We start from the raw sequence: 26,364 nt of genomic DNA on the forward strand, positions 1-26,364 counted from the left end.
AAAGGATATACTGAGTTTAAGCGTCTGCAACAACCCAAATTCATGGCGCTGGACAGGAGAATATATATGAGAGAGATTCTCATATCAACAGAAAGCGGATCGGATCTTCCGGAATCGCTTGTGCAAAAATATCAGATTCATGTCGTTCCAATGCATGTCATTATGAACGGCGAGTCATTTGACGATGGTCATTTTCCGATTGACCGCGTATTTGACTATTTTGACGAAACCGGAAGAATTCCGACAACATCTGCGGTAAACGAGGGTGAATACATCGACTTTTTCCACAGGCTGCAGGAAGAACATCCCGGATGTGTGATTTATCACTTTGCTTACTCTGCCGCCGCATCAAGCACATATGACCACGCCCGGCTTGCCATTGATGACGAGGGTTTTCAGGATGTCTATCTGATTGATACAAAGTCTGTATCCGGAGGCTGTACCGCTTACATATCGGAAGCATACCGTCTGATCCGGGAACGCGGGGAACAGATCACGGATTACAGTGCCTTCGCGGATGAACTCCGCTCTATCTCAGATCATATCGAGTGCCAGTTTATCCCGGCGACACTCGCATATCTGCGGGCCGGCGGAAGAGTATCCAATGCCTCATACATTGCCGCCAACATCCTCAATCTGAAACCGCTGATCGAGATTGACAGCACCGGTCACCTGATCGCAACCAGGAAATACCGGGGTTCCATGCGCAAGATTGTCGATAAGTTCTATCGGGATTTTCTCAGCCGTTATGACTGCCGCAAGGATACCCTGTATCTGATGTATGGAAAGGGACTGGCTCAGGATGTTTTGGATCGTATGAAGGAAATCGCTGTCGAGAACGGATTTCAAAATACTGAATACGTCATGACCGGCTGCACCATTTCCTGCCACGGCGGAAAAGGTGCCATGGGCATCGCTGCGGTCACTGTATAAGCTCGGGCGGCTGTTCTGCATAAGCAGAACAGCCGCCCTTAATCGTGTTTACGGCCACAGGTGGCCGCAAACCGCAAATAATGAGATTTTGCTGTTATTCTATAAGCATCGCATCCCCGAAGCTGAAGAAGCGATATTTTTCCTGCACAGCGATGCGGTACGCATTCATAATATTATCCTTACCCGCAAACGCGGACACCAGCATGATCAGTGTGGATTCCGGGAGGTGAAAATTCGTGATCAGTCCGTCCATAATCTTGAACTGATAGCCCGGATAGATAAAAATGCTGGTCCAGGCGCTGCCCGGCTGAAGGATTCCATTCTCATCTGTCGCGGATTCCAGTGTGCGGCAGCTGGTTGTGCCCACACAGATCACCCGGCCTCCTGCTGCCTTCGTATCATTGATGATTTTTGCCTGATCCGGCTCTACAATATACATCTCGGAATGCATCTGATGCTTCGTGACGTCCTCTACCTTTACCGGACGGAAGGTGCCGAGTCCGACATGAAGCGTCACATGCGCAATCTTCACGCCCTTGTCCCGGATCTGCTGAAGCAGTTCCTTTGTAAAATGAAGTCCTGCCGTCGGCGCTGCTGCCGATCCGTCATTCTTCGCGTAGACGGTATTATATCTGGTGCGGTCCTTCAGCTTGTGCTTGATGTACGGCGGAAGAGGCATCTCTCCGAGCTTGTCCAGAATTTCCTCGAAAATTCCCTCATAATGAAACTGAATAAACCGGTTTCCATCTTCTGTCACATCAACGACGGTGCCTGTCAGGATTCCCTCGTGTCCGAAAACAAGTTCCGTTCCAACCTTGCACTTCCTTCCGGGCTTCACCAGCGTCTCCCATATGTTATCCTTCTTCCGTGTCAGAAGCAGAACCTCGATCACCGCGCCAGTATCCTTCTTGGTCCCGTAAAGACGGGCAGGAATCACCTTTGTATCATTGATGACCAGACAGTCCTTATCTGTCAGATGGTCTATCACCTGCGTGAAGTGTTCGTGCCGCACCTCTCCGGTCTCTCTGTTCAGGCACATCAGTCTGGAGGAACTTCTGTCCTCCAGCGGGTCCTGGGCAATCAGTTCCTGCGGCAGGTCGTAATAGAAATCACTTGTTTTCATCGGCATGTTTCTTTTTCTCCTTCTGATCACCGGCATCTGACGGATGCTTGTAAAAACTGTGATAGTATTTTTTCGGATAAAATACCTGATCCGATGCCTCCAGCCTTCCCACTCCGTTTTCCACGTCAATAATGCTGACGGAGCAGTTCATCGGCACACCTCCGTGCCAGAAATCCTCTTTGTTATCGTATACATTGTTCAGAAAAGCACGGACGGCGCAGCCATGTGAGGATACCAATACGGTTTTGTCCTGCAGATCGGGGTTGTGAATCAGCTCCTCATAAAAATTGTGCGTTCTCTCCAGGACATCCTGAATCCGTTCCCCTCCCTCCGGCGGAATATAATGAAGCGGATCCTCCTGAAACCGGATATACTCATCCAGCGGAATCTGCATTCTCTCCGGATGATCCGCATCGCAGCACAATCCTTCCCAGACTCCGAATCCGATTTCCTCAATTCTCGGTTCCAGAATCACCGGAACCTTGCGGTCCGCGAGAATAATTTCAGCCGTATGACGGGCACGAACCAGAGGACTTGTGTAGCAGATATCAAATTTCACTTCCCGAAGTGCTTCCGCCGTCATCTCCGCGAGCAATACTCCCTCGCTGTCCAAATCACTGCCCTTTTGCCCCTGCAGTCGTCTTTCTTTGTTCCAGGATGTTTCGCCATGCCGGATTGCGTATATTTTCACCTTTACCTCTCCTCTTACATTACTGCCGGAGTTCGATGCCGAGACCTGACAGTCCGTTCAGAATCTTCTTCATTGATGCCGCGATATCCGACTCCTCCAGCGTCTTTTCTCTGGAACGGAATGTCAGCGAATAAGCCATGGATTTATGTCCTGCCTCAACCTGTTCTCCCTCATAGATATCGAACAGCTTCAGATCCTCCAGGATTTTTCCGCCCCTCTGGCGGATCATTTTTTCTATAACAGCGGCTTCAATTTCCTTCGGAACCACCATGGAAATATCACGGGTTACCGCAGGGAATTTCGCGATTCCCTCGAACTTGCGTTCAAAGGAAGCGAACGGAAGGATCTCCGGCATATCAAGTACAGCCACATATGCGCGCTCACCGATTCCGTAGTTTTTCAGTACCATCGGATGAACTTCGCCGAGATACCCGATAATATTTCCGTCATATCGGATCAGGGCCTGGCGTCCGGGGTGAAGGAACGGTTTTCCGGCTTTCGCATCGTATTCTACCCTGTCATGCATGCCAATCTGTCCGAGAAATTCCTCTGCCACACCTTTCATATCGTAGAAGTCGCCCTTGCCGTAAAAGCCCAGAGTAAACTGCATTCTCTCATCCGGAAGCTCTGTCAGCGGCAGTTCTTTCGGAATATATATATTTCCGAGTTCATAGAGACGGACATCCTTGTTGCGGCGGTTGTAGTTGGTCGCAAGGGATGTCAGCATGCCGTTCAGAGAAGTAGTCCGCATGATCGAAAAATCCTCACCCAGCGGGTTGGAAATCGCAATAGCCTTTCTGACCGGATCATCTTCCGGGAACAAAAGCTTGTCGAAAGCCTTCGGACTCTCGAAGGAGTAGCACATCCCCTGAGAAAATCCGCAGTACTCTGCCACATCTCTTGCCTTCGCCTCAACCCTGTTCTTGAACGACAGTCTTCCAGTGGTCGCCTCTCCAGTCGGAAGTGTCGTCGGAATATTATTATAACCGAAGAATCTCGCAACTTCCTCCGCAATATCGCAGGTCCTGTGGATATCCTGCCGGAAGGTTGGAGCCACGATCTCATTCGTCTTCTTATCATATCTGAGTTCCACAGAGGCAAGATACTTCAACTGCTCCTCCGCTGAAAGGTTCGTGCCCAGAAGGCGGTTGATTTTGTCAGGCTCAAACGTAACTCTCGACTCTTCTCGTTTAACCGGGTAGATATCAATGGCTCCGCCGACTACCTCTCCTGCCCCGAACTCTTCGATGAGCATGCAGGCGCGGTTCATCGCTTCAAGGGCAGTATTCGGATCGAGACCCTTGTCAAATTTTCTGGATGCATCCGTCTGGTTTCCAATCTTTTTGGAGGAAAGACGGATATTGGTACCGTCAAAGCAGGCTGCTTCAAAAAGCATGGTGTGTACATTGTCCGTAATCATGGAATTTTCACCTCCCATGATTCCGGCCAAGCCTACCGCCTTCTCATCGTCACGGATCGTCAGAATCGAGGAATCCAGCGTGTATTCTTTTCCGTCCAGAGTGGTGAATTTCTCCCCGTCATCTGCCCGTCTCACGATGATATGCTTCTCGGCAATCGTATCGAGATCGTAAGCATGCATCGGCTGCCCGTATTCCTCCATCACATAGTTCGTGATATCCACGACATTATTGATGGGACGGATGCCGTTTGAAGCGAGACATCTCTGCATCCACTTCGGCGACGGTGCCAGATGAATGTTTTTCACGACTCTTGCCGTATAACGCGGGCATAGAGTCTGGTCCTCAACGGTTACCCTGATATAGTCATTGACATCCTCGTTGTTGCCCGTCTCCCTGATCACCGGCGGGTAAAATTTCTGATGGAAGGTAGCTGCTGCTTCCCTCGCAATACCAATCACGCTGTAGCAGTCCACACGGTTCGAGGTAATTTCATATTCGAAGTTCACATCGTGAAGCCCGAGTGCTGCGATCGCGTCATCGCCGGGCTTCACCCCGTCATCCTCTGAGAACTCATAGATTCCGTTCTCCGGCGCCTCGGGATAGAATTCTCTCGAACTTCCAAGCTCCTCAATCGAGCACATCATTCCGTGCGATGGAACTCCGCGGAGCATACCGTCCTTGATCTCGATGCCTTCCTCAGGAAGTGCGCTTCCGTCATGTCCGCCGGCCACCTTGCCTCCGGGAAGAACAACCGGGGTAAGCATGCCCTCGTGCGCATTGGGTGCGCCGGTCACGATCTGTATCGTCCCGGTCCCGATGTCCACCTGGCAGATCACCAGATGGTCAGCATCCGGATGCTTCTCGATCGATCGTATCTGTCCGACCACAATATTTTTCAGATTTTTATCCAGTACCTCGTAGGTCTCACATTTTGTTCCGGAAAGCGTCATCCCATCAAAATATTCCTGCGGGGTGACATCAAGATCCGGTACGTATTTTTTTATCCATGAATAAGATGTATTCATTCTTTCTCTCCTATATCTGATCAGGGTTTTGTCTTCGCCTGTGCTTTATTCTCACCTGCGGCTTTATCCTCACCTGCGGCTTTATCCATGCCTGCGGCTTTATCCATGCCTCAGTCTTTTATTTCTCTGAACCCGGCGCATCCATGTTCCGTTTCTATCTCTCCGGATCATCAGAACTGCTTCAGGAACCGCGCATCGTTCTCGTACAGAAGGCGCATGTCATCAATTTCATACTTCAGAAGTGCGATACGCTCAAGTCCAACTCCGAACGCAAAGCCCGTGTACTGTTCCGGATCAATGCCGCACATTTCCAGTACATGCGGATGAACCATTCCGCATCCGAGGATTTCGATCCATCCCTCGCCCTTGCAGAAACGGCATCCCTTTCCACCACACTTGAAACAGCTGACATCCATCTCTGCACTCGGTTCTGTAAACGGGAAGTGATGCGGACGGAATTTTGTCTTCGTGTCCGGTCCGAAGATTTCCTTTGCGAATTCTTCCAGTGTGCCTTTGAGATCTGAGAATGTAATATTTTTGTCGATGACAAGGCCCTCCACCTGATGGAAGGAAGGAGAATGAGTAGCATCCACCTCGTCCGCGCGGAATACCCGTCCGGGTGAGATCATACGGATCGGCAGATTTCCCTGCTCCATTCTCCTGGCCTGAACCGGAGATGTCTGCGTACGCAGCACAATATCCTTTGTGATGTAGAAGGTATCCTGCTCGTCCTTGGCCGGATGGTTCGCCGGAATGTTCAGCTTTGTAAAATTATACTCGTCGTACTCAACTTCCGGTCCTTCAACGACCTCGTATCCCATTCCGACAAAGATTCTCTCCATCTCTTCGAGTGCGATTGTGTTCGGATGACGATGACCGATCTCAGCCTTCTTCGCCGGAAGCGTCACATCGATGGTTTCCTGCTTCATACGCAGATTCATCTGCTCCAGTTCAATCTTCTGCCTTGCCTCATCCAGTTTCTCCGAAATTGTATCTCTCGCCTCATTAACAAGCTGCCCGACCCGTGGACGATCCTCCGGCGCCACATCCTTCATGGCTTTCATCAGATTCTTCAGCTCGCCCTTTTTTCCAAGTACATTGACACGGATCTCGTTCAACGCATCCGGAGTGTGAGCTTCCCGAAGGCTCTCCAATGTCTTTCCGACAATCGCTTCCAGTTTTTCCTTCATGCTTACATCACTCATTGTTTTTCCTCTTTCATTTTTGATCTTTTTTGATCTTTACATGATACTTCAACGGTGCTCTCTGATTCACCGCCCGGGCAGGGCCCCATCGCTGTCTTACCGGTAACTCCCTCGCATCACTGGAAGGCCGCCGGCACCATTCCTGTCAACGGGCTTTCCGACGAATGCTGCATTCCGGTCAAGTCCAGGCCTTCCGACGAAAAAATGTTATTTCCGTCTGAATGCCGCTCCTTCAGCCGAAAACAGAAGCGCAACGAGATAAAACACGCTGCGCGAGTTTTATCTCGCTATCGCGACGCTCGCCGCACACGAATACTTCGCATTCGGCTGCGGCTTACTGTTCGCGTAAAAAAAGCCCCGTCCCGGTCTAGGGACGAGGCAAAACTCTCGCGGTACCACCCTGATTCCCGATTCTCCCGTGCGGCTCTCCCTGCTGCCGCAGGCTGTTCTCCACACAGAAAAAACGGACACTCATAGCTGCTGTAACGTGCAGACACGTCTGATCCTACCGGCCGGAAAAACTCCGGCGTTCAGAAAAGAAGCTCCGACGCGAAACTCTGAATATACCGGAGCCCGGAAGAACTTTCAGCCAGCGATCCTTCCTCTCTGCGGGTCAATATACCCATACATACGTCTTCAACGCTTTTCACTGCCTGTTATTCTAGCTTCTTCCCCTAACAGTGTCAAGAAAAACGGCATAAAATGTATGTGGTGGATTTATTTCCTCTTTCAGCTCTCGCAAAAAAGGGGAGAGCATACGATCGCCCGGTCACGCCAACGGAAGCGCCGAACTTGCAGATCTCGCTATCGCGACGCTCGCCGCACACGAATACTTCGCATTCGGCTGCGGCTCACTGTTCGCGTAAAAAAGGGAGGAGAGCATACACTCTCCTCCGACCCGAAATGCCGTTCCTGCCATTTGACTCCTAGAAATAAATTCCAGGTGGGCAACCGCAAACGTACTTTTGCCTTCCTCTGCAAACGGAGGCCTGACAGCCGTACCTTGATATAGGAATCCCGTTTTAAAGTAAATGTAGGTTCATAATAGACAGGGGATCGAACACCCCAGGAAAATTCATTTCAACATTTCGTGTTATTCATTAAACTGAAATGCGATCCATTCTACCACACTCTGTACAGGCTTCAGATTGCTCCGTGCTCTGTGCTCTGCGTTCTGCGTTCTCGCAATCCTGCACATAAACGTTATATCTGCTGACCACTTCATATGACTAGTGGTGAATTTGCTGATCGCTTCATCTAAATAGATTATATATGATTGTTCTCTGTTTTTCAATCGCAAAAAGCATCTTCTAACCAGGAGCAATCGCATAAATCATCTCTCCGGCATATGCCTGATCCTTCGTTACGGAATACCGCCACAGCTCAGGACTGTTCCGTTTTTTTCAAATTTTTGAGGTTCTTGTCGATCTTCTGCTCATAATCGGCGACAGCCTGTTCTCCCTTCTCAATTCTCTCGAACAGATCCGAGTATTCAAAGGGCGGTGTATCCTTATTTTCTCTGTAATAAAGTGAGCCCAGCTCCGCATAGATATCCTTGAGTTTTGCCTTCTCCATCTCTAGCTTTGCCTTGGTGGAAGCAGCGCTCCCGAGATCCTGCGCGCCCTTCCCGATTCTGCTTCCGAGCTCTTTCGCGGAATTCTTCAATTCCCCGAATTTCTCATCGAATGCACTCATTTCTCAAGACTCCTTTCAGCCGCCTCAACAACATGGCTTACAAGAACAGATGTCGTTACGCTTCCAACGCCTCCCGGCACCGGTGTAATCGCATCAACAATCGGCTCCACCTTGTCGTAGGAAACATCTCCACAGAGCTTCCCCTCGTCATTCACGTTGATTCCCACATCAATTACAATCTGTCCCGGTCTCACAAAAGTGTCATCAACCACATCGCGGTGTCCCGCCGCGACCACAAGAACGTCCGCCTCTCTTGCCTCAGCTGCCATATCCTTCGTCTTTGTGTGACAGATAGTAACTGTCGCGTTCTGCTTCAGCAGCATCATTGCAGCCGGCTTTCCGATAACCAGGCTTCTTCCGATAACGACAGCCTTCTTTCCCTTCAGATCTACCTGATAATGTCTGAGGATCTCCATTACCGCCTGTGCTGTGCAGGGAGGAAAACCCTTTTTCTGACCGGTATAGACACCGACCATGGATCCGTCTGTGATTCCATCGATATCCTTCTCCGGATCGAGAGCCGCAATGACCGCCTTCTCATCCAACGTCTTCGGCAGCGGACGGAAAATCAGAACTCCATGAATCGAGCTGTCCTTATTTACCTGATCGATGGTGCCCATCAGCTCTTCCTGAGAAACGTTCTCGGGAAATACAAATTTCTTGTATTCAACACCGAGCTTTTCACACCGCTTGGTTGCGCCGCGCTCATATGACAGATCCGCGTCCTTTTCGCCTACACGAATGATTCCGAGGGTGGGAACGACACCCTTTTCCTTCAGCGCATTGACCCGGTCAATGATCTGCTGGTTCAGATCCGCATTTACTTCCTTGCCCAATAACTGTTTTGCCATTTCTGTCAATCCCTCTTTCTATATCTAAATAATATTGATTCGTATTTTCTCCCAAAGCTCGGCATTTCCACCCGTTTGAAAGGTCACTCTCGTCTCTTCTTCTCCACGTTGAACGATCAAAAGACCACTTTGTCCTCTTCTTCTCCACGAATTTGAGAGTTCTGTCAATACAGAGAACCCTGTCACGGATTCAGCTTCTGAAATACTTCCTGATAGATCTGATCCGCCAGGGAGCAATAGATATCCAGCATCTCATCACAATCTCTGTTCAGCATCTCCGCGTACTCCCTGTCCTTCATGGATCCCGTGTTGATGTACACATTCAGACTCGCTCCCCGGAGAGCCGCGCTGCAGAGAGCCGCCGCAACTCCCGCATCACTTACCGCAAGAACCGATCCCTTCGTCTGGAAGACACGGATCATAGAGATCACGCGACAGATCTTGTGCATGATCTGCATCGGCGCGCTGCATGCGCCCTTCAGACATTCCTCAAGAACCTCTGCCTTATGTGCCTGTTCTTCCGGTGTCGCGTGAGGAAGTCCGTATGCGGCTGCCAGCGGAGCAAACGCCTTTGCATCCTCCTCCACGCACTCGAGCAGCTCCTGCTGAAGTTTCGTGACCTTTTCCATCAGATCCAGAATCTCTGCCTCAACATCCTTGTATTTCTTCTTGCCAACCGTGAGATTCCCCACCATGTTGCAGAGCGCCGCCCCAAGGGCGCCTACAAGAGCTGAAGCTCCGCCGCCGCCGGGTACGGGAGCCTTCGAGGAAAGCTTTTCCGTAAACTCTTCGCAGGAAAGATCTGTGAATCTGTAAGTCTGTCCCGCTGAATCCTTCTGATTCATTACTTTTTCATCACTCACTGAATAGTCTGCCTCCTTTTCTGATTCTGAAACCTTAGATCACTACATACACAATCCGTTATTCATTATCCGGAAACGCAGACAGATCACCCGTCGCGGAATCCGCAGCACATATAAATCCGGACCTTCATTATAGATTTTATAGATTAATACAGCTCATGGCACAATGTATTGGACGTTTATCTTTTAGCTGACGAGATAAGGTACGCTCCGCGGATTTCGTAACATTATCCCGACCTCTGATCCTCTTTGCCCCCGGCTGCGGTTTTCCGCCCGCGCAGATACAGAATGTGCCCGCGGCAACTGCCGTTGAACAGCAAGAAAACCGCAGGCACACTAATTATTTCACCCTGTACAAGAATGTACAATCCTTATAGACGTAACCGGATCAGCCGGACACAGGGGTCATCTCAGAACAGGCCTGTGATCTTGCCGTTCTCGTCCACATCGATGTCCATTGCCGCCGGATGCTTCGGAAGTCCCGGCATTGTGCTGATTTCACCGGTAAGCGCTACAATAAAGCCTGCTCCCGCCGAAATCTTCAGATTACGGACAGTTACTACGAAACCGCTCGGAGCGCCGAGTCTGGTCGGATCATCCGTGAGACTGTACTGTGTCTTCGCCACACAGATCGGAACATTGCTGTATCCAGCATCTTCCAGCTTCTTCATCTGCTTTTTCGCGTTCGCTGTGAATTCAACATGATCTCCGCCATATACCTTCTGAACAATGGCATTCAGCTTATCCTCGATTGAGGTACCCTCAAGCTCATAGCTGTAGGTGAATGTGGAATTGTCCTGCTCACAGAGACGTACCACCTCTTTGGCAAGATCAATACCGCCTTCGCCGCCCTTTGCCCACACCTCGGACAGGCAGACATTTACACCGAGCTCCTTGCACTTCTCCTCAACAAGATCAAGCTCTGCCTTTGTATCGGTCGGGAACGCATTGATCGCAACAACACAGGGAAGATGATATACGTTCTTGATATTGCTTACGTGCTTGAGCAGATTCGGAAGGCCCTTTTCCAAAGCTTCCAGATTCTCATTGTTCAGATCTGCCTTTGCGACACCGCCATTGTACTTCAGAGCGCGAACAGTAGCAACAATCACAACCGCGTTAGGCTTAAGACCTGCAAAACGGCACTTGATATCCAGGAACTTCTCCGCTCCCAGATCCGCGCCGAATCCGGCCTCTGTCACACAGTAATCACCGAGCTTCAGAGCTGTGCGTGTAGCGATAACGGAGTTGCAGCCGTGCGCGATATTGGCGAACGGGCCTCCATGAACCAGAACCGGCGTATGCTCCAGTGTCTGAACAAGGTTCGGCTTGATAGCGTCCTTCAGAAGGGCGGTCATCGCTCCTGCAGCGCCGAGATCTCCGGCTGTAACCGGCTTCTCCTCTGAAGCCTTGCCGTAGGTGTAGCCGACGATAAGCTTTGACAGTCTCTGCTTCAGATCCATCAGATCCTTTGCAAGACAGAAGGTAGCCATAACCTCGGAAGCAACCGTGATATCAAATCCGTCAGAACGCGGAACACCGTCAAGTCTGGTTCCAAGACCATCGATTACGTTTCTGAGCTGACGGTCGTTCATATCTACGCAGCGTCTCCAGATCACCTTTCTGGGGTCAATATTGAACGGATTGCCCTGCTGAATGGAATTGTCTACCATTGCCGCAAGAAGGTTGTTCGCAGCCCCGATGGCATGCATGTCGCCGGTAAAATGAAGATTAATGTCCTCCATCGGCACAACCTGAGCATAGCCGCCGCCTGCGGCTCCGCCCTTGACGCCGAATACAGGTCCCATCGAAGGCTCACGAATCGCACCTACCGGATGCTTGCCTAATCTGGAAAGGGCATCAATCAAACCGATAGAAGTCGTTGTCTTGCCCTCGCCTGCCGGGGTCGGATTGATTGCGGTGACAAGAACCAGCTTTCCGTCCGGCTTATCCAGTTTGTCCATTAATTTGTCGGAGATCTTCGCCTTATACTTTCCGTAGTACTCCAGATACTCCTCGTCGATACCCGCTGCTTCAGCGACCTTCGAGATCGGATCCATTACACATTCCTGAGCAATCTCAATGTCTGATTTGTAGCCCATACTAAAATATCCTCCTTTAAGACAGCATCTCATATACTATACTGTACCGGTAATTATTGTAACACAGTTTACAATAGTCATCTACTTCTTTTTTTAATATTATTCTGTTATTTCTAATTATATTTAATATAATTCAATCATATATGCTTTTATATCTTTTATTTACTGTCACTTTCTCGTTCTGGCGCAAATAATTTTCCTCAAAAATTGTGCAAACTCCTACAAAAAACAGGAGATTGAACCATATCTTTTTGACTCAATCTCCTGTTTTTTGTTCAGTCTAACCAATATTTGTGTGAAATAAATAACAATCAGACCGTCCGTGATCTTTGCGGAATCTTTTTGAAATTATTTGTACAATTTGCTCAATTAAAGATTTCTGCCGTCATCTGAGCTTTACGGACGGGAACAGCGTGCTGTCCGTGTGCGGCAGGAAACAGCATGCGACGAATTCATCCATATACGTATTCACTGTGGAAAGTTCCATGTAAGTCATGCTGCGCGCAATCTCATACACCTTTCGTTCCGCATCTCCCGACAGCAGCATGCTGTACGCACCCGTCAGAGAGGAATTGCCGATATAATGGAATTTCTCAAGAGGTATGTCCGGAAACATTCCGATCGTGACCGCATTTTTCATGTTTATGCCACTGCCGATTCCGCCTGCCACATATACATCATCGATAACTTCGACAGGAAGCTCGAGCTGCCTGAGCATCGTGCGGATCGCGGAAAAAATGGCTCCCTTCGCACGGATGAAGTTGTCGATGTCAACCTCTGTGATTTCAATGTCCTTAACGCTGTCTGCATCCTTCTCATATGCAATGACATAGCTTCCCATTCCGTATTTGTCGTGGCGGATTCTCTCCCCCTCACGGACAAACTTTCCCTTCGGATTGATAATCCCGTTGATATACAGCTCAGCGATAGTATCAATCAGCCCTGATCCGCACAGGCCGACCGGCTTCTGCCCCTTATCTCCAATGATGCTGAGCGTCGGCTCCATCGTCTCCTTGTCGATCGTGATCGCGTCGATCGCGCCGTCGGTCGCGCGCATACCGCAGCTGATATCGCCTCCCTCAAACGCAGGTCCTGCTGAACATGCACAGCTCACAAGAAAATCGGAATTTCCCAGCACCAGCTCTCCGTTCGTTCCAAGATCAATGAACAGCGACATCTCCGGACGGTTCCAGATCATGCTGATAAAGGCCCCTGCTGTAATGTCGCCTCCTACATAGCTCCCGATATTCGGAGCCAGGATGATGTGCGCATCCGGGTGAATATCAATCCCGATATCCGAGGCGAACAGTGAATTTGTCTTGAAGAAAGTGGGAATATACGGCTCCTTTCGGATCGGATCCGCATCGACGCCGAACAGAAGATGGTTCATCGTCGTATTTCCCGCGACGGCCATTCGGTAGATGTGGCTCTTCGGAAATTTTGCCGCCCGGCAGATTTCCTGAATCAGCGGATTGATCGTTTCCTTAATCACCGCGTCCTGAAGCCTTTTACCACCTCCTGGTTTCTGAGACTCAATGATCCGGTTGATGACGTCGGCTCCATAACGGATCTGCCCATTGCCCGAGGACGCCTTTCCGAGAATTTCTCCGGTTTTCATATTCAGCAGCACCGCTGAAACGGTAGTGGTACCGATATCTACCGCGAGTCCGCCGATCACAACATCAACGGAGGCCGGAAGCATGTCATATACAAACACATCTTTCCCGGTCGTCCGGATGACACACTTCACATGAAAATCGCTCACCCGAAGGACATGTGCCATTTTTCTCATGACGGAATAAGGAAGCCTAACCTTCCCGATCCCGGTTTTCTTCCCGATTGCATCCACAACCCTCTCATTGTCCGGTCTGGTATCATCCAGCGTCGGGGCATCCATCCGGATCTCGATGATATCCATATTATTCCGGTACTCAATCCCCGCCTTCTTTACCTGATCCGTCGCATCCCGGAAAATTTTCAACTCAGCAGGAGAACTCAGATCCGCCACCCGCATTCTGCTCTTATAGGCGGAAGCAATATCCGGAACTTCAACCGTTACATCCCCGATCACCTTGCTGGCGCAGGCCAGTCTCCATCCTGCCGCGTAGTCCTCATCCGTGATGTGCCGTGTCTGCCTGGACTCCACTTCTCCTGATACAATCTTTACCCGGCATTTTCCGCACGAAGCATTCCCGGAACAGGGTGCATCAATCGCGACATTACTCTTCTGCGCTACAGACAGAATCGTTTCGCCGTCATTTGCAAAGGCTTCCGTCCGGCTGCCTTCCTCTGTTACAAATGTAATCTTGTACATACCTTACCTCCACCTTCTACTGTTCTCTCTCCGGTAACGGATCCGGCGGTTATCACACCGGTTATCCGGCTGTATCAGCCCCGTGTCACCACTTGCCCCGCAAGCAGGACACCACAATATGTATGCTGTTTTCCGAGCATGCTTCGCATGCAGAGAGACTTTTATCCTGTGTAAAATTCATCGTTGTTTCCGTTCCGGACTTCTTACCATGCTTCACATGCACAAAAGCTTTCCGCTTGACGACAGCCTTATACAGCAACAGACTCCGGGAAGTATTCTTCCCGGAGCCTGTTTTTCCATCCTCTGTGATTACAGCTCCAGATAGGAATCTGCATACAGTGTGTTGCCTTTGAATACATCACAGGACTTGATTGTCTCCATCAGTCTCTGATCGCACGGATTCACGATTGCAGAGGTAAGACCCTGCATCATTGCCATGGCAACAAGTGCGGAATCCATGATCGGGCGGATGTTCTTCGGCATTCCGTTGGAGTTGTTGGAAAGACCGCCGGTAGAATTCAGTCCCATATCGGAGAACATCTTGATGCACTCCAGAACCTCCATCTGCTTGTCCTGCATTCCCTTTACAACGACGAACAGCGGATCAAACCAGAGATCCTCAGCTTCCATACCGAGCTCCATGCCGTGCTCAAGCATATTCTGGCAATGCATCATACGCTCATCGTTATCGGCAGCGATCGGTCCGTTGGAGCAAAGTGCGATAACAATTGCATCATTTGCCGCAGCAAGGTCGATGTTGCTCATGCGGTCTCCTGCATCTGCGGAGTTCACGATCGGTTTGCCCTTGGAACGGTTGTAAACGGAAATTCCCGCTTCAATCGCTGCCTTGTTGGAGGTATCCAGCGCAAGCGGAACGTTATCAAAATTGCTCTGAATAAGCTCAACCGCCCATTTCATAAGCTCCGGTCCGTTGCTCTCAGCAGGTCCGATGTTAACGTCAAGATAAGTAGCGCCTGCGTCAATCTGCTCCTTTGCACGCTTCAGAATAGCCTCCGGCTCCTTGTTGTCCATAGCTCTGCGGATTGCCGGGGAAATGCAATGGATGCGTTCACCGATTGTAACGAATTTTGCCATGTTTTTGTCTCCTTTATACTTTTATATAGATTTTGCCGCGGGACGGGCAGCATAACTGCTGTCCGTCCTGCCCGAAGAGATCAGATCTCTCCGTTTGCTTTCATATCCTTCAGGAACTTCACAAGCTGAACTGCCTCAAGAGGAGCCACTACAATCTTCCAGCCCGGAAGCTTGTTCTCAAGATCTCCCTTCAGAACAGCGACCTTACCAGGAATGATAAGGGTACGATTTTTGATCTTGCCCTCAACGTTCTCCTGGATGTACTTGGAGATGGAGGTTGCGGAGAGCTTTCCTGCAGCCCAGGATGTCAGCACGGAAAGTCCGCCGGCATCGGAAATAATCAGATTGCAGGGTACTCCGGATCTCTCCAGCTCACCGGATACAAGGAAGTACGTAAGAGCGAAGTCAACGGTCGTCAGGCATACAGAGTTCTCATCTGCTCCGTTGATCGGATAGATTCCCGGTGCGACCTTCATCGGCTTCTGCGGATCAGTGAACAGGTTCTGACGCAGTCCGTAGAGCGGAAGGGCCATAGCGTAATCCATGGTGTCCACAACGACGATGGAGCCGTATTTCAGTGTGAACAGAGCAACGAGAGACTGCTGAAGCTCTCTGTCATCGGTCAGCTTGTTGACCTTTACAATGGACGGATATCCGAAGCTGCGGTCTCCGTCTGCCAGTGCCGCACGTCTGATAATAACAGCAGCCTCAAACGTAGCCTTGATGGAATCCATTGTCACATCGAGAATCAGGTTCTTATTGCCAAGCTTCTCAAGCTTCTGAACGGTATCATACAGCTCGTCGATACTAGTACCACCGACACCAAGCACAACACCGGCATCGGTCGCAAGCTTGCTGAATGCCTCGTAGTTGGAAGCGTCCGCTCCGTCAAGCACAGGCTTGGTATCCTTAACCGCATCCAGTGCAGCCTTTGCCGCCGCCTCATCCTTTACGGAAAGGATAACCGGGCGAACCGCTGCAGCCTTCTTTGCCACCTCAGCGAATCTTTCCGGTGTCGTATCCTTACCGAAGTTTACATTGATCATCTCTGTATACATACGCTCGTTGATACGGTCGTAGTCTACAGAAGGAACCTGTGCGAGCTTTGCATCGATCTCCGCGTCATCCATGCAGGTGCAGATGTTTGCCGCGTAAACAGTCTTATTTACGAAGGTCTTCTCATGTCTGTACAGAACCGTCTCTCCGCCGAGCGTATGCTCGCTGTCTCCCGCTCCTACCTTAATCGTCTTCATCGGCGGAGCAGTTGCCTCAGAGAGCTGCTCCAGAGCCTCTGCAGACATATGCGGGCACTCACTGATCTGCTTTGCGCCCTGCGCTACCTTCATGGAGAATGCCATACATGTCGGGCATCCGCATTCCTTACAGTTTTTCTTCGGGGTCAGTTTGAAAATCTGAATACCACTTAATGCCATAATTCTTTATCCTCCTCTGCTCTCTTAGACTAATTCCTTGATTAACCTGGAAATTGTTTTAACAGATTCCGGATGTTTCAAAATTACAGCATCAGAACCGGAAACAAGGCAGGCTGTCGCGGTCTGAACCTCCATGGAAATTCCGCGGGCCTCAACCGGTCCCCATCCTTCATCAGCATCTTCCTCTGCAGCCGTAGATTCCTTCACTGCCCATGTCTCGGAAGCAACCGGTGTGATGATCGGCATCTGAAGCATCTTGTCATCCTGTCCGAGTGCCGCCGCACGTACACGGTCAAATGTGGAAATCGTGTAATCAAAGCCGTATCCGACCGCTGCGGAACCGGTATTCATCACGATACTGGATGCCGGAACGCCGAGCTGCGTCATTACTACGTTCAGCTGTTTTGCAAGGTTGATATCAACCGCGGATTCTGCTCCGACCTTCTGACCGTAAGCAAGGCCCGCAGCTGCGCCGATTGCCTTGTAGTTCTCTTCCTTCGCTGACATTACCAGAATATTCTTTCCCTGAAGGGCTCCCGCAACCTTCGCGAGAAGATCCGCATCCTTCTCAACGTTCTTGCAGCCTTCCACAACCAGCGGAGTGTCGATGGCATCGGCAACTTCCTTTGCAACCGCTACCAGATCATCCACTGATTTGTTTGCTCCGTTCGGATCTCCGCCAGCCAAACGAAGTACGACAAAATCTCCGCCGGGCATCTGTGCTGCCTTCTTGGCGATTTCGCCGATGGTATTGCATCCCGCGTAATAAGCCTTTACGCCATCCGGCTCTCCGTCAAGACCAAGATCTGTGATCTCAACGCCGATCTTCGGGCCGGAGCCGAGCGACCCGTCAAAGCTGTAGAAAGGAAATGTATTCTCCCCTCCGAGCTTGATCGCCTTGTCGCCTGTTCCGATTTCAACCTCATTAATAGAGGCATTGAATTTGTGTGCTTTACGGTTAAACGGCATTTCTCTTGTTCCTCCTAAGCGAGTAAAAATAGTATAACAATCTTAAACTTCTGCCGGCTCCGCCAGGTTATCTGTCAGCAAAAATACACAGGCAGCTTCTGCGATGCCGGAATTGTTACCCTTCTATCATACCAAAAAATGCATCAATATTCCATCCTGACAGGTGAAATACCACAACGAGATAAAACACGCTGCGCGAGTTTTATCTCGCTATCGCGACGCTCGCCGCACACGAATACTTCGCATTCGGCTGCGGCTCACTGTTCGCGTAAAAAAGCCTGCCGGAAAAGGCGTCCCCATAAACGCCTTTTCCGACCAGCCTGATCAACGAATTACATCATCGGATCCATGCTGAGTGCCGGATGTCCCTTCTCGGTCAGCCATGCAACCAGCTCCTCAGGATCGGTCGTAACGGTTTCATCCGCGATCATATCACAGAAGTTGTCGATTCCGTACAGTTCCTTCGCGGTCTTATTGACAGCATCCGCAACCTGATCCTTCAGATCCTTCGGCATCCATACGATTCTGGCAATTCCGCCCTCTGCCTTCATGAACTTCTTGGATGCGATGAAATGCTTGCCATGTCCCATGAAGCCCGGTGTCTGAACACCGCCGCCTGTCATGGAAGCGAGCTCTGAGAATGTCATTCCGAGAGGAGTCTGACCTGCATACTCACGGTTTGCGATGCAGACACCGTTGGAGAACGGCTCAATACCGCAGATACACTCGAAGCATCCGCAGGATGTCATCGGCTTCTCCATAATGGAATACAGAGATACATCATCAAGCGCACCCTGGGAGAACTTCTTGACTGCCTCGTTTACATCCTCATACTCACCGATTCTCTCATCGATCGGGCGCTCCTTTGTAACAACCTGGCAGGGTCCGTTCGGATCCAGCTCATGCGTTGCCTTTGCATCGAACCAGGATACGGCTCCGCACAGTCCAAGACGCTCCGGAGTTACGATACATACATGGCTCGGAGAGAATGCCTGACACATGATGCAGCTGTAATATACATCAACTGCCTCATCAGTCATGCTCGACAGTCTCTCGTCACGCTTGTCAAACATCGGAATGGCAATCTCATGACGGATTCTTGTGCAGTCCTCCGGCTTGGTGTAAATCTTTACCTGACATTTGTCTACAACAGCGGCAAATTCGTTCTTGATCTGGGTGTACAGAACCTCTGCAAGATCCTTTGCGCGGAAGCCGGCATTGAAGGTATCCTTGCTGATACGGATACGGATCATATCACGCTGACCGGTGTGCATCAGACCCTCGATGCAGTTGAGGTAAGAATGGAACTTACGCTCAAATACCGGCTCGAAGTCTGCCTGCATGTTCTTTCCGGCAACCTCAACCACATAGGCGATAGACTGCTTGCTGCCGACCGGGAATTCATCGAAGTCCGGTCCGATCAGCTCGAAGGAGTGATCCTCAACCTCTGACGGATCCTTCATATGTACGAGCTCGCAGCAATCCACACGGGAACCGTCAAACTCAACCTGCATGTCACCGCGGCGTACGATTTCACCTTCGAACGCGGAGCCGAAAGAAACCGGAATATCTACCTTTGTAATCTTGATCTTGATGTTTCTTGCTTCCAGGGAAGCAGCATTCATCTTTTCTACCGGGACCTTCGGAATCAGGCATTCCGGAACCGCGAAGGTATCCTCGTTCGTGATAACCGGGAATCCAAGCGCGATCGCGCCGGCGCCGGCAGCCACGATAACTTCGTTCAGAGGAGCAAAAGCATTGACAAATGCCGGAACGCGCTCCTTGGTATATGCCATGAGTCCTGCGGCGTCACCCGGTTTGATGTTGCCAAAGATCAGAGCCGCACGGATCGCGACAGAAACGACATGTGCAACAGCTGTGATATCCTTGCCAAGCGGGATTACACGGACATTAGCGCCCATCTTAACCTTCTGCTGCGCGCACTGATCAATGATTCCGCCGACCAGTGTAACGAGCTGTCCCTGCTCCTGATAGGATTTAACAAGGGCTGCGCCCTCTTCTGCTGTCGGAGCCTCACCGATGATAACCGGAACGCCCGGAATGTCTCCGGTAACAAGCGGAACACCGAGCTCACGGATAACCGGATCCGGCAGATGACCTGTGTAAGGAGCCTCATATGGCGTATCGTTATCGATATACTTGAGAACCTCGATGAACTCCGCAAGAAGAGCCGTTGCTACACCGGACATCAGAGCGTCATTCAGCTTTGCCTCTCTTGTCATAAGTGTCTTGACAACCGCAAGCGCATCTTTCAGCTCGCCGAGTGTGCCGACCTTGGTTCCTGTAACAGCATAATAGCACGGAATGCTGTATGCAGTCCCCGGAAAGCCTACCTTTTTGTCTGCGCCATACTTTGCGATGGCATCGTCTACGGCCTTTTCTGTCAGTCCGTAAACTGCATCATTTCCCTGAAAAATCACATCAAATAAAGTCATTTTTCTACCTCCGCGTTTTTTATTTGATCTATTTTTTCTTTAATAGAACTAACTTCTTCAAGGAGCTGCCTGCTGTAATCATACGGTGAACAGCCCTGCCTGTCGGCATCCATGATATCCGTATTATAGTGTATGAATCCGAGGATATTTTCCTCCGGTATCCGGGATCGGATAAATTCTTCATCCTTCTCGTCACGGATCTTATTTGCCACTACATTGACATCGTTGATGCCAAGCTGAGCGGCAAGCCGTTTTACATTTTTGTATGTCTGAATGCTCCTCGCCCCCGGTTCGATCACGACAATGAACTGGTCCATTCCCTTTGTGGTGCCTCTTGCGAGATGCTCCAGTCCTGCCTCCATATCCATGATCACCACATCGTTGCTGCGAAGCATCAGATGATGAATCAATCTTCGGAGCAGCACGTGCTCCGGGCAGACGCACCCGCGGCCCGCTGTATCTACGGTTCCGAGAAGAAGAAGCTTCACGCCGTTCTTCTCTCTTGCAAACTTATCCGGAAGATCATCAACCTTCGGATTCAGCTTGTACATATTCGTAATCTCGTCCAGATCAGTCCTCTCATTGATCAGCTCACGCATCTTTGTGATCGGAACGATCTGGTCGAGTTCGTCTTCTGAAAAACCGAGCGCCAGTCCAAGGTTTGCGTCCGGATCCACATCCACCGCAAGCACCCCATTGCCCTGATCCGCATACATCCTGGCCAGTGTTGCCGCAAACGTGGTCTTGCCGACGCCGCCTTTTCCGGTGATCGCTATCTTCATTAATAAAGCCTCCAACTCTGCTGAATAATTCCGGCCGCTCCCGTTCTTATCACACGGATAATCTGCGCAAAGGCAGCCGGAAACAGCGGCGGACAGCCCCGGAACCCGCGAAGATGCAGGTCACGAAGCGATCCGCAGCTGATACTTTTCTATGGCGTCCCGCATCCGGGTGCGCCGGCCTGCATTTGTAAATCTGTCTGTGCGGCTTTTGATCAGATTCCGAGTGCTTTTCTCTTCTCCTCGATTCTCTCGATCATCTCGTCACCGAGCTTATCGATATCCGGCTCGAAGGTATATGCAGCCTCAACCCAGTCGCGGATTCCACCGGTAAGAAGGTCAGTGATCTGATCCGATCCGGATACTCCAGGTTCAACTCCAAGGAAGGTATCAATTCCGGTAGCAACCACATAGTTTCCGATGGATACCGCCTTTTCGGACATCCATTCCGGAGCGCAGCCGACAACAGGAAGCTGAGAAATATTGCAGCCAGCCTGTTTTGCCAGATCCGATACCAGTACGCACATACGGCTGATATCTACGCAGGATCCCATATGAAGAACCGGCGGGATGTCTGCGAGTTCACAAACGGTCTTCAAACCGGTTCCGCAGATCTCCTTTGCCTCCTTATCCATGAGTCCGACTCTTGCAGCTGCCTGTGCCGAACATCCGGATGCGACAATCAGAATATCGTTCTCGATCAGCTTCTTCATCAGACCGATGTGAGCGGTATCCGGACGAACCCGCGGGTTATTGCAGCCGACCATCGCAACGCATCCGCGAATAACACCGGATGTGATGCAGTCAACCAGCGGCTGGAGCGTATCCAGCTCGTCCACCTGAGAGTTTGTAACCACGTTGAGCTGTTTCTTGATTGCTTCAACAGAATATCCGACGGTTGCCTTTGTCTTCAGCTGCGGGATATGTACAAGCTCCGGTTTTCTGTTCTTGAAGTTCTTCACAGCCGTCTCAACGATCAGCTTTGCCTGCTTATCCGCATCGTCTACATCAAACTCGATGAAATCGGAATCTGGCATTCTGGCAATCGGAGAAGTTGTGATGAACTTTGTGTGGAAGCATTTGGACAGGGGTCCAAGTGCCGGGAAGATACACTGAACATCAACGACAATCGCCTCGCAGGCTCCGGTCAGAACTACATTTTCCTGCTGCAGGAAGTTTCCTGCCATCGGGATTCCGCGGCGCATCGCAACCTCATTGGATGTGCAGCACACGCCGGATACGGTGATTCCCTTTGCGCCGACGCTCTTGGCGAGCTCGATCATCTCGGGATCTTCCGCATAGTCACAGACAAGCTCGGAAAGTGCCGGATCGTGTCCGTGTACAACGATATTTACGTTCTCCTCGACCATTACGCCAAGGTTCGCGCTTGTGTCAACCGGCTTCGGTGTTCCGAACAGAACATCGGAGAACTCGGTTCCGGCCATGGAACCGCCCCATCCGTCGGACATTCCGGCTCTCAGAGACTGACGGATCAGTGCCTCCGGCAGAGAGGAGTTGCCCATATGTGTCATATGCATGGAGCAGGAAATCTCACGGTCGATTGCTCTCGGCTCAATCTCCGCCTTGTGCCAGAGCTCTCTGGTGTGCTCCGGAGCTCTCGACAGCCATCTCTGCGTGCCGAATACCTTTCCGTACTCCTCCATCGCCATGTACGCGACCTCATGAGCGAGGTCATAGATATCCTTTCCCTCGGTCTCAACGCCCCACTCCTTCGCGATACGGATCAGCTTCTCGGGATCCTTCACGGTGTACGGTCCTTCCGGCTTTGTATTGTAAAGGGTGTAGCAGATGGAGCGTCCATGATCAGAATGAGTGGCAGCGCCTCCCGCTACAAAACGCAGGAAGTTTCTTCCAACAATTCCATGCGCGTCGCAGCCGCAGATTCCGCGAGGTGCCTTCGGTGTGATACGGCACGGGCCCATGCGGCAGATCCGGCAGCAAATTCCCTTCTCACCGAATCCGCAGTGCGGGGTCTGATTCTTCAGTCTGGCCTGATAGGAATCCGCTCCTACCTTTGCGCCAGTTTCCAGTAATCTGTTGGTGGCCGCCTCGAGTTCCTCGATCGTATACGGTCTGAATGCCATGCTTTCGTCCTCCTCAAAAGTATAATGGTTTATTAAGTTAATTAAACAAAAATATAATCTATCTGCGGTTCCTCATCACAGAACCGCTCTGCCGCAGGCAGCAGAACCACTGCATCGCCTGTGCCAGCATTCGAAATTAAATGTGCCCGGCTTACGCCCTCCGGTGCTTTACTCTTATACGGGTCTCAAAGGTATCAGAGTCCCAGCTTTCTGATTGCCTCCATCAGAGCAGCTCTTACCGGTGAATCCTCCGGAAGATCAACAGATGGTTTTCCATCACAGTCGAACTCATACACGGTATCATCTGCCGGAACCACCGCGAGCAGCTCCAGGCCCTGCTTCTCGATTTCCTCTTTTGTGCCCTCATTGAGCTTTCCGTTCGGAGCACGGTTGACAATCAGTCCGATTCTCTCCGGGTTCAGATGACACTCTGCAATCAGATCCTTGATCCTTCCGGCAGCCTGAACGCCTCTTCTGGAGCAGTCGCTGACAAGAATTGCCGTCTCCATGCTTGGAAGAATGCCTCTGCTGATATGCTCAAGTCCCGCCTCATTGTCCACTACAATATAGGGGTAGTTCGACTGAAGCTTCTGAAGCTGTGTCTGAAGCAGTCCGTTGACGTAGCAGTAGCATCCCTTCCCCTGAGTACGCCCCATGACCAGGAGGTCAAAATCATCCTCCTCTGTGAGCGCGCCCTGTAAACGGAACTGCGCGTACTCTGCCTTGCTCATTCCGGAGGGAAGCTTGCTTCCAAAATCCTCCGCATGATTGATCTCCTCGCGGATTTCTCCGAGTGTCGGCGGTGCCTCGACTCCGAGGACCTCGTTAAGATTTGAATTTGCGTCTGCATCTACCGCAAGCACGGGGCCCTTCCCGCTCTTACAGAGATACTGTATTAATAATGCAGTCAGCGTCGTCTTTCCGACACCGCCCTTGCCTGCAACGGCAATCACATGCGCCATTGGCGATTACACCTCCTGTTTCCTTATCTGCATCTGCAGTAAAAAAGCTCTGCTGTCCTGTTCCCTGCTCATCCGGTCAGGGGAACTGTCATCAGTCGCAGACCAGCATAACCTTGCTCGCCGCAAGGTCCACCCACTTGATTCTGCCCTGAATTCTTGTCTGTTCTCCGACAATATCTTCTACAATCACAAAATCACCGTCCACATCGATTCGTGCGGTGTTTTCCATGATTACGGTATTGTCACTTTCCTTATATACGGTTGCGAGACACATTTCTATCAACTCCTTTGCTGTGTCTTCTGCGTCAGTGCTCCTCTCCGGCCTTTTCCTTCAGGTGCTCCTTATAAAGCGTCAGAGCGATATTCAGATACATGTTGCCCTTCTGGTATTCGGTGACACCTTCTTTGATCTGTGCCGCGACGTCTGCCAGTCCCTGTTTCTCCAGTTCGCCGGCCATCTTCTCCGCTTCCGCGGCGTGCTGTGTGTTGTGCTGAACCATATAGTTCAATAAAGCAAATGTCTGATCCTTGCACTTCCCGCTTTCCGGTTCGCAGCTGCCGCATCCGGCATTGCAGGCTTCCGCATGGTCGTGATCATGGTGATCGTGATCATGTGCGCCGTGAGGAATCAGATTTCCATTTTCATCTCTTAAAATATGCATGAGAGACCTCCGCTGAAATGATCAATTGCTGAAAAAACAAGCATGATATTCTTTTCACAAGCACCTTGATTATATACTCACCCATGGAAAATATCAATAGAAGTCATTTGGCGAAGGGCTCGTTTTTTGTACAAAGTGAACGTAAAAAAACGTTTTCACAAAATTAACCTTCTCCTGAATCCCGATTTTTTTGTACAGATATGCACAAGTCGTCCCGGCCGACAGGAAGGGCTTTTGTCTGTTGCCGTCACCATCCTCCCCAGGGGGTTCTCCAGTTCGAAAACTTGCACATTTTTGGCACGTCTTTTTAATGTAATCTGCACAATTCTTCCGCAGGGTATCAAAAAATTGTATTTTTTTGCAAACACAGCGCATACCTGTCCTTACGCCGCGGTGATGATTGCACTTTTCCATAATGTGTATTATGATAATAGCAATATTTTCCATCTGCACGGGGGATTAAACCGATGATCCTGTGCATTTTCCCCGCTTTCGGATCTCAGGTTTCCGGTAACATCTCTATTTTAAATGATTTCAGCCGTAATTTCCATACTTTTTCATGCATTCTGCTTATTATAACATTCATTGCTTCGTCAAGCGGCTGTGATCAATGTCATATCATCATTTTCGGTTTTTGAACCGGATGTTTAAAAATAACCGGAGCAATCGAAATCGCTTTACCTGGGATATCAAACGATAGGCTGGATATTTCAGATGACTTTAAATCGGGTATCAAAAGATAGTCGGAAGATTTTAGTTGACTTTAAATCAGAATATTTCAGATGTTTTAATGCGAGGTATCAGACTATGACCAAAGAATTTAAGAAGATAAATATCCCGTCTCACCCCTTGAACGACGGGAATTCCATCCCGCTGCTCGGACTCGGGGTTTACAAGACAACGGATGAAAAAGATATGCACACCGCCGTGGACGCTGCTTACCGCTGCGGCTATCGTCTGTTTGACACGGCTTCTGTCTACGGCAACGAAGAGCTTTTAGGAAATGCCATCCGGGACCTTGATATTCCGAGAGAGAAGATTTTTCTCACGTCGAAGGTCTGGAACAACGCCCAGCGGCTCGGAGACGTGTCGGGTGCCTTCCAGCGGACGCTGGACAGGCTCGGAACCGCTTATATCGATCTATACCTGATTCACTGGCCGGTTCCGGGATGTACCCGGCAGACCTGGAGGGAACTGATCCGCCTGAAGGAATCAGGACTTGCCCGATCCATCGGCGTGAGCAATTTTTCCCCGGCTCAGCTCGAATGTCTGGAGCAGGAAACCGGCGTTGTTCCGGTACTCAATCAGATAGAATGCCATCCCCTCTGGCGTCAGGGTGAAACCGTAGATTACTGCCAGAGCCACGGTATTCAAGTTCAGGCTTATGCGCCGCTCGCGCGCGGCGCATACAAGGACCGCGAGATTCTCATCAAGATCGGCGAAAAATACGGAAAAACGGCCGCCCAGACCGGTCTCCGGTGGCTGATACAGCGGGGCATCTCAGTGATTCCGAAATCCGTACACCCTTCCCGCATCGCGGAAAACGCGGACATCTTTGATTTTGCTCTTACAGAACCGGAAATGACCGCAATCGACGCGATGGATGAAGGGCTTCGCACCGCTCACATCCCTCAGGATCTTGTTGATACGGAATGGGCGGTTCTGACTGACTGACAGACG

Annotated in this window: 20 protein-coding genes and 1 other RNA gene; 2 read left to right on the forward strand and 19 right to left on the reverse strand. The window is 50.5% G+C overall.

Translation table 11 applies throughout. From position 1 onward, the window contains the following. Window positions 1-66 precede the first annotated feature (66 nt). Entirely contained in the window at window positions 67-933 is an 867-nt protein-coding gene (locus ACTQZS_RS04475) for a DegV family protein (RefSeq protein WP_441474774.1), read from the forward strand. Between the two features lie 94 nt (window positions 934-1,027). Here ACTQZS_RS04475 and queA read toward each other — a convergent pair whose 3' ends face one another. From queA to ACTQZS_RS04570, 19 genes are all read right to left on the reverse strand, one after another. Further along, window positions 1,028-2,056, reverse strand: a complete 1,029-nt coding sequence (queA, locus tag ACTQZS_RS04480) for a tRNA preQ1(34) S-adenosylmethionine ribosyltransferase-isomerase QueA (protein WP_441099312.1) — start codon at window positions 2,054-2,056, stop codon at window positions 1,028-1,030. Further along, on the reverse strand, window positions 2,043-2,747 hold the full coding sequence (locus tag ACTQZS_RS04485; RefSeq protein ID WP_441474775.1) for a histidine phosphatase family protein: 705 nt from the start codon (window positions 2,745-2,747) through the stop codon (window positions 2,043-2,045). Before ACTQZS_RS04485 ends, queA begins: the two co-directional genes overlap by 14 nt. Window positions 2,748-2,766: 19 nt before the next feature. After that, on the reverse strand, window positions 2,767-5,193 hold the full coding sequence (gene pheT, locus ACTQZS_RS04490) for a phenylalanine--tRNA ligase subunit beta (RefSeq protein ID WP_441474776.1): 2,427 nt from the start codon (window positions 5,191-5,193) through the stop codon (window positions 2,767-2,769). A 170-nt stretch (window positions 5,194-5,363) separates the two neighbouring features. Beyond that, entirely contained in the window at window positions 5,364-6,383 is a 1,020-nt protein-coding gene (gene pheS / locus ACTQZS_RS04495; protein ID WP_441099313.1) for a phenylalanine--tRNA ligase subunit alpha, read from the reverse strand. Window positions 6,384-7,289: 906 nt separating this feature from the next. Then, window positions 7,290-7,473, reverse strand: a non-coding RNA gene (ssrS, locus tag ACTQZS_RS04500) — 6S RNA. A 308-nt stretch (window positions 7,474-7,781) separates the two neighbouring features. Beyond that, a complete protein-coding gene (locus tag ACTQZS_RS04505; RefSeq protein ID WP_441474777.1) occupies window positions 7,782-8,093 on the reverse strand; it encodes a hypothetical protein in 312 nt (103 codons plus the stop codon). Then, window positions 8,090-8,944, reverse strand: coding sequence for a bifunctional 5,10-methylenetetrahydrofolate dehydrogenase/5,10-methenyltetrahydrofolate cyclohydrolase (locus ACTQZS_RS04510; RefSeq protein WP_441474778.1), 855 nt, complete (start codon window positions 8,942-8,944; stop codon window positions 8,090-8,092). The genes ACTQZS_RS04505 and ACTQZS_RS04510 overlap by 4 nt, the downstream gene beginning before the upstream one ends. A gap of 182 nt (window positions 8,945-9,126) precedes the next feature. Next, window positions 9,127-9,789 (reverse strand): cyclodeaminase/cyclohydrolase family protein, encoded by a 663-nt coding sequence (locus ACTQZS_RS04515; RefSeq protein WP_441474891.1) that lies wholly within the window; start codon window positions 9,787-9,789, stop codon window positions 9,127-9,129. 428 nt (window positions 9,790-10,217) lie between these two features. Then, on the reverse strand, window positions 10,218-11,909 hold the full coding sequence (locus tag ACTQZS_RS04520) for a formate--tetrahydrofolate ligase (RefSeq protein ID WP_441474779.1): 1,692 nt from the start codon (window positions 11,907-11,909) through the stop codon (window positions 10,218-10,220). A gap of 385 nt (window positions 11,910-12,294) precedes the next feature. Beyond that, a complete protein-coding gene (acsV, locus tag ACTQZS_RS04525) occupies window positions 12,295-14,223 on the reverse strand; it encodes a corrinoid activation/regeneration protein AcsV (RefSeq protein WP_441474780.1) in 1,929 nt (642 codons plus the stop codon). A 309-nt stretch (window positions 14,224-14,532) separates the two neighbouring features. Then, window positions 14,533-15,318 (reverse strand): carbon monoxide dehydrogenase/acetyl-CoA synthase methytransferase subunit, encoded by a 786-nt coding sequence (gene acsE / locus ACTQZS_RS04530; RefSeq protein WP_441099184.1) that lies wholly within the window; start codon window positions 15,316-15,318, stop codon window positions 14,533-14,535. Between the two features lie 80 nt (window positions 15,319-15,398). Then, entirely contained in the window at window positions 15,399-16,751 is a 1,353-nt protein-coding gene (gene acsC, locus ACTQZS_RS04535; RefSeq protein ID WP_441099185.1) for an acetyl-CoA decarbonylase/synthase complex subunit gamma, read from the reverse strand. 24 nt (window positions 16,752-16,775) lie between these two features. Next, window positions 16,776-17,720, reverse strand: a complete 945-nt coding sequence (gene acsD / locus ACTQZS_RS04540; RefSeq protein WP_441099186.1) for an acetyl-CoA decarbonylase/synthase complex subunit delta — start codon at window positions 17,718-17,720, stop codon at window positions 16,776-16,778. A 332-nt stretch (window positions 17,721-18,052) separates the two neighbouring features. Further along, window positions 18,053-20,176, reverse strand: coding sequence for an acetyl-CoA decarbonylase/synthase complex subunit alpha/beta (gene acsB / locus ACTQZS_RS04545; RefSeq protein ID WP_441474781.1), 2,124 nt, complete (start codon window positions 20,174-20,176; stop codon window positions 18,053-18,055). Beyond that, the gene (locus tag ACTQZS_RS04550; RefSeq protein WP_441099188.1) at window positions 20,173-20,958 is read right to left on the reverse strand and encodes a nucleotide-binding protein; all 786 of its coding nucleotides are present in this window, start codon (window positions 20,956-20,958) and stop codon (window positions 20,173-20,175) included. The genes acsB and ACTQZS_RS04550 overlap by 4 nt, the downstream gene beginning before the upstream one ends. 212 nt (window positions 20,959-21,170) lie before the next feature. After that, a complete protein-coding gene (gene cooS, locus ACTQZS_RS04555; RefSeq protein ID WP_441474782.1) occupies window positions 21,171-23,060 on the reverse strand; it encodes an anaerobic carbon-monoxide dehydrogenase catalytic subunit in 1,890 nt (629 codons plus the stop codon). A 194-nt stretch (window positions 23,061-23,254) separates the two neighbouring features. Beyond that, complete coding sequence (locus ACTQZS_RS04560) at window positions 23,255-24,022, reverse strand: nucleotide-binding protein (protein WP_441474783.1); 768 nt, start codon at window positions 24,020-24,022, stop codon at window positions 23,255-23,257. A 91-nt stretch (window positions 24,023-24,113) separates the two neighbouring features. Continuing rightward, window positions 24,114-24,296, reverse strand: a complete 183-nt coding sequence (locus ACTQZS_RS04565) for a CooT family nickel-binding protein (protein WP_441099191.1) — start codon at window positions 24,294-24,296, stop codon at window positions 24,114-24,116. Between the two features lie 31 nt (window positions 24,297-24,327). Continuing rightward, window positions 24,328-24,684, reverse strand: coding sequence for a cobalt transporter (locus ACTQZS_RS04570; protein ID WP_441474784.1), 357 nt, complete (start codon window positions 24,682-24,684; stop codon window positions 24,328-24,330). Window positions 24,685-25,491: 807 nt separating this feature from the next. Between ACTQZS_RS04570 and ACTQZS_RS04575 the strand changes: the two genes are divergently transcribed. Next, window positions 25,492-26,358: an aldo/keto reductase gene (locus tag ACTQZS_RS04575; RefSeq protein ID WP_441474785.1), complete on the forward strand. Its 867-nt coding sequence runs from the start codon at window positions 25,492-25,494 to the stop codon at window positions 26,356-26,358. Window positions 26,359-26,364: the final 6 nt, after the last annotated feature.

The organism is Bilifractor sp. LCP19S3_H10, from assembly GCF_052119185.1.
Lineage (GTDB): Bacteria > Bacillota > Clostridia > Lachnospirales > Lachnospiraceae > Bilifractor.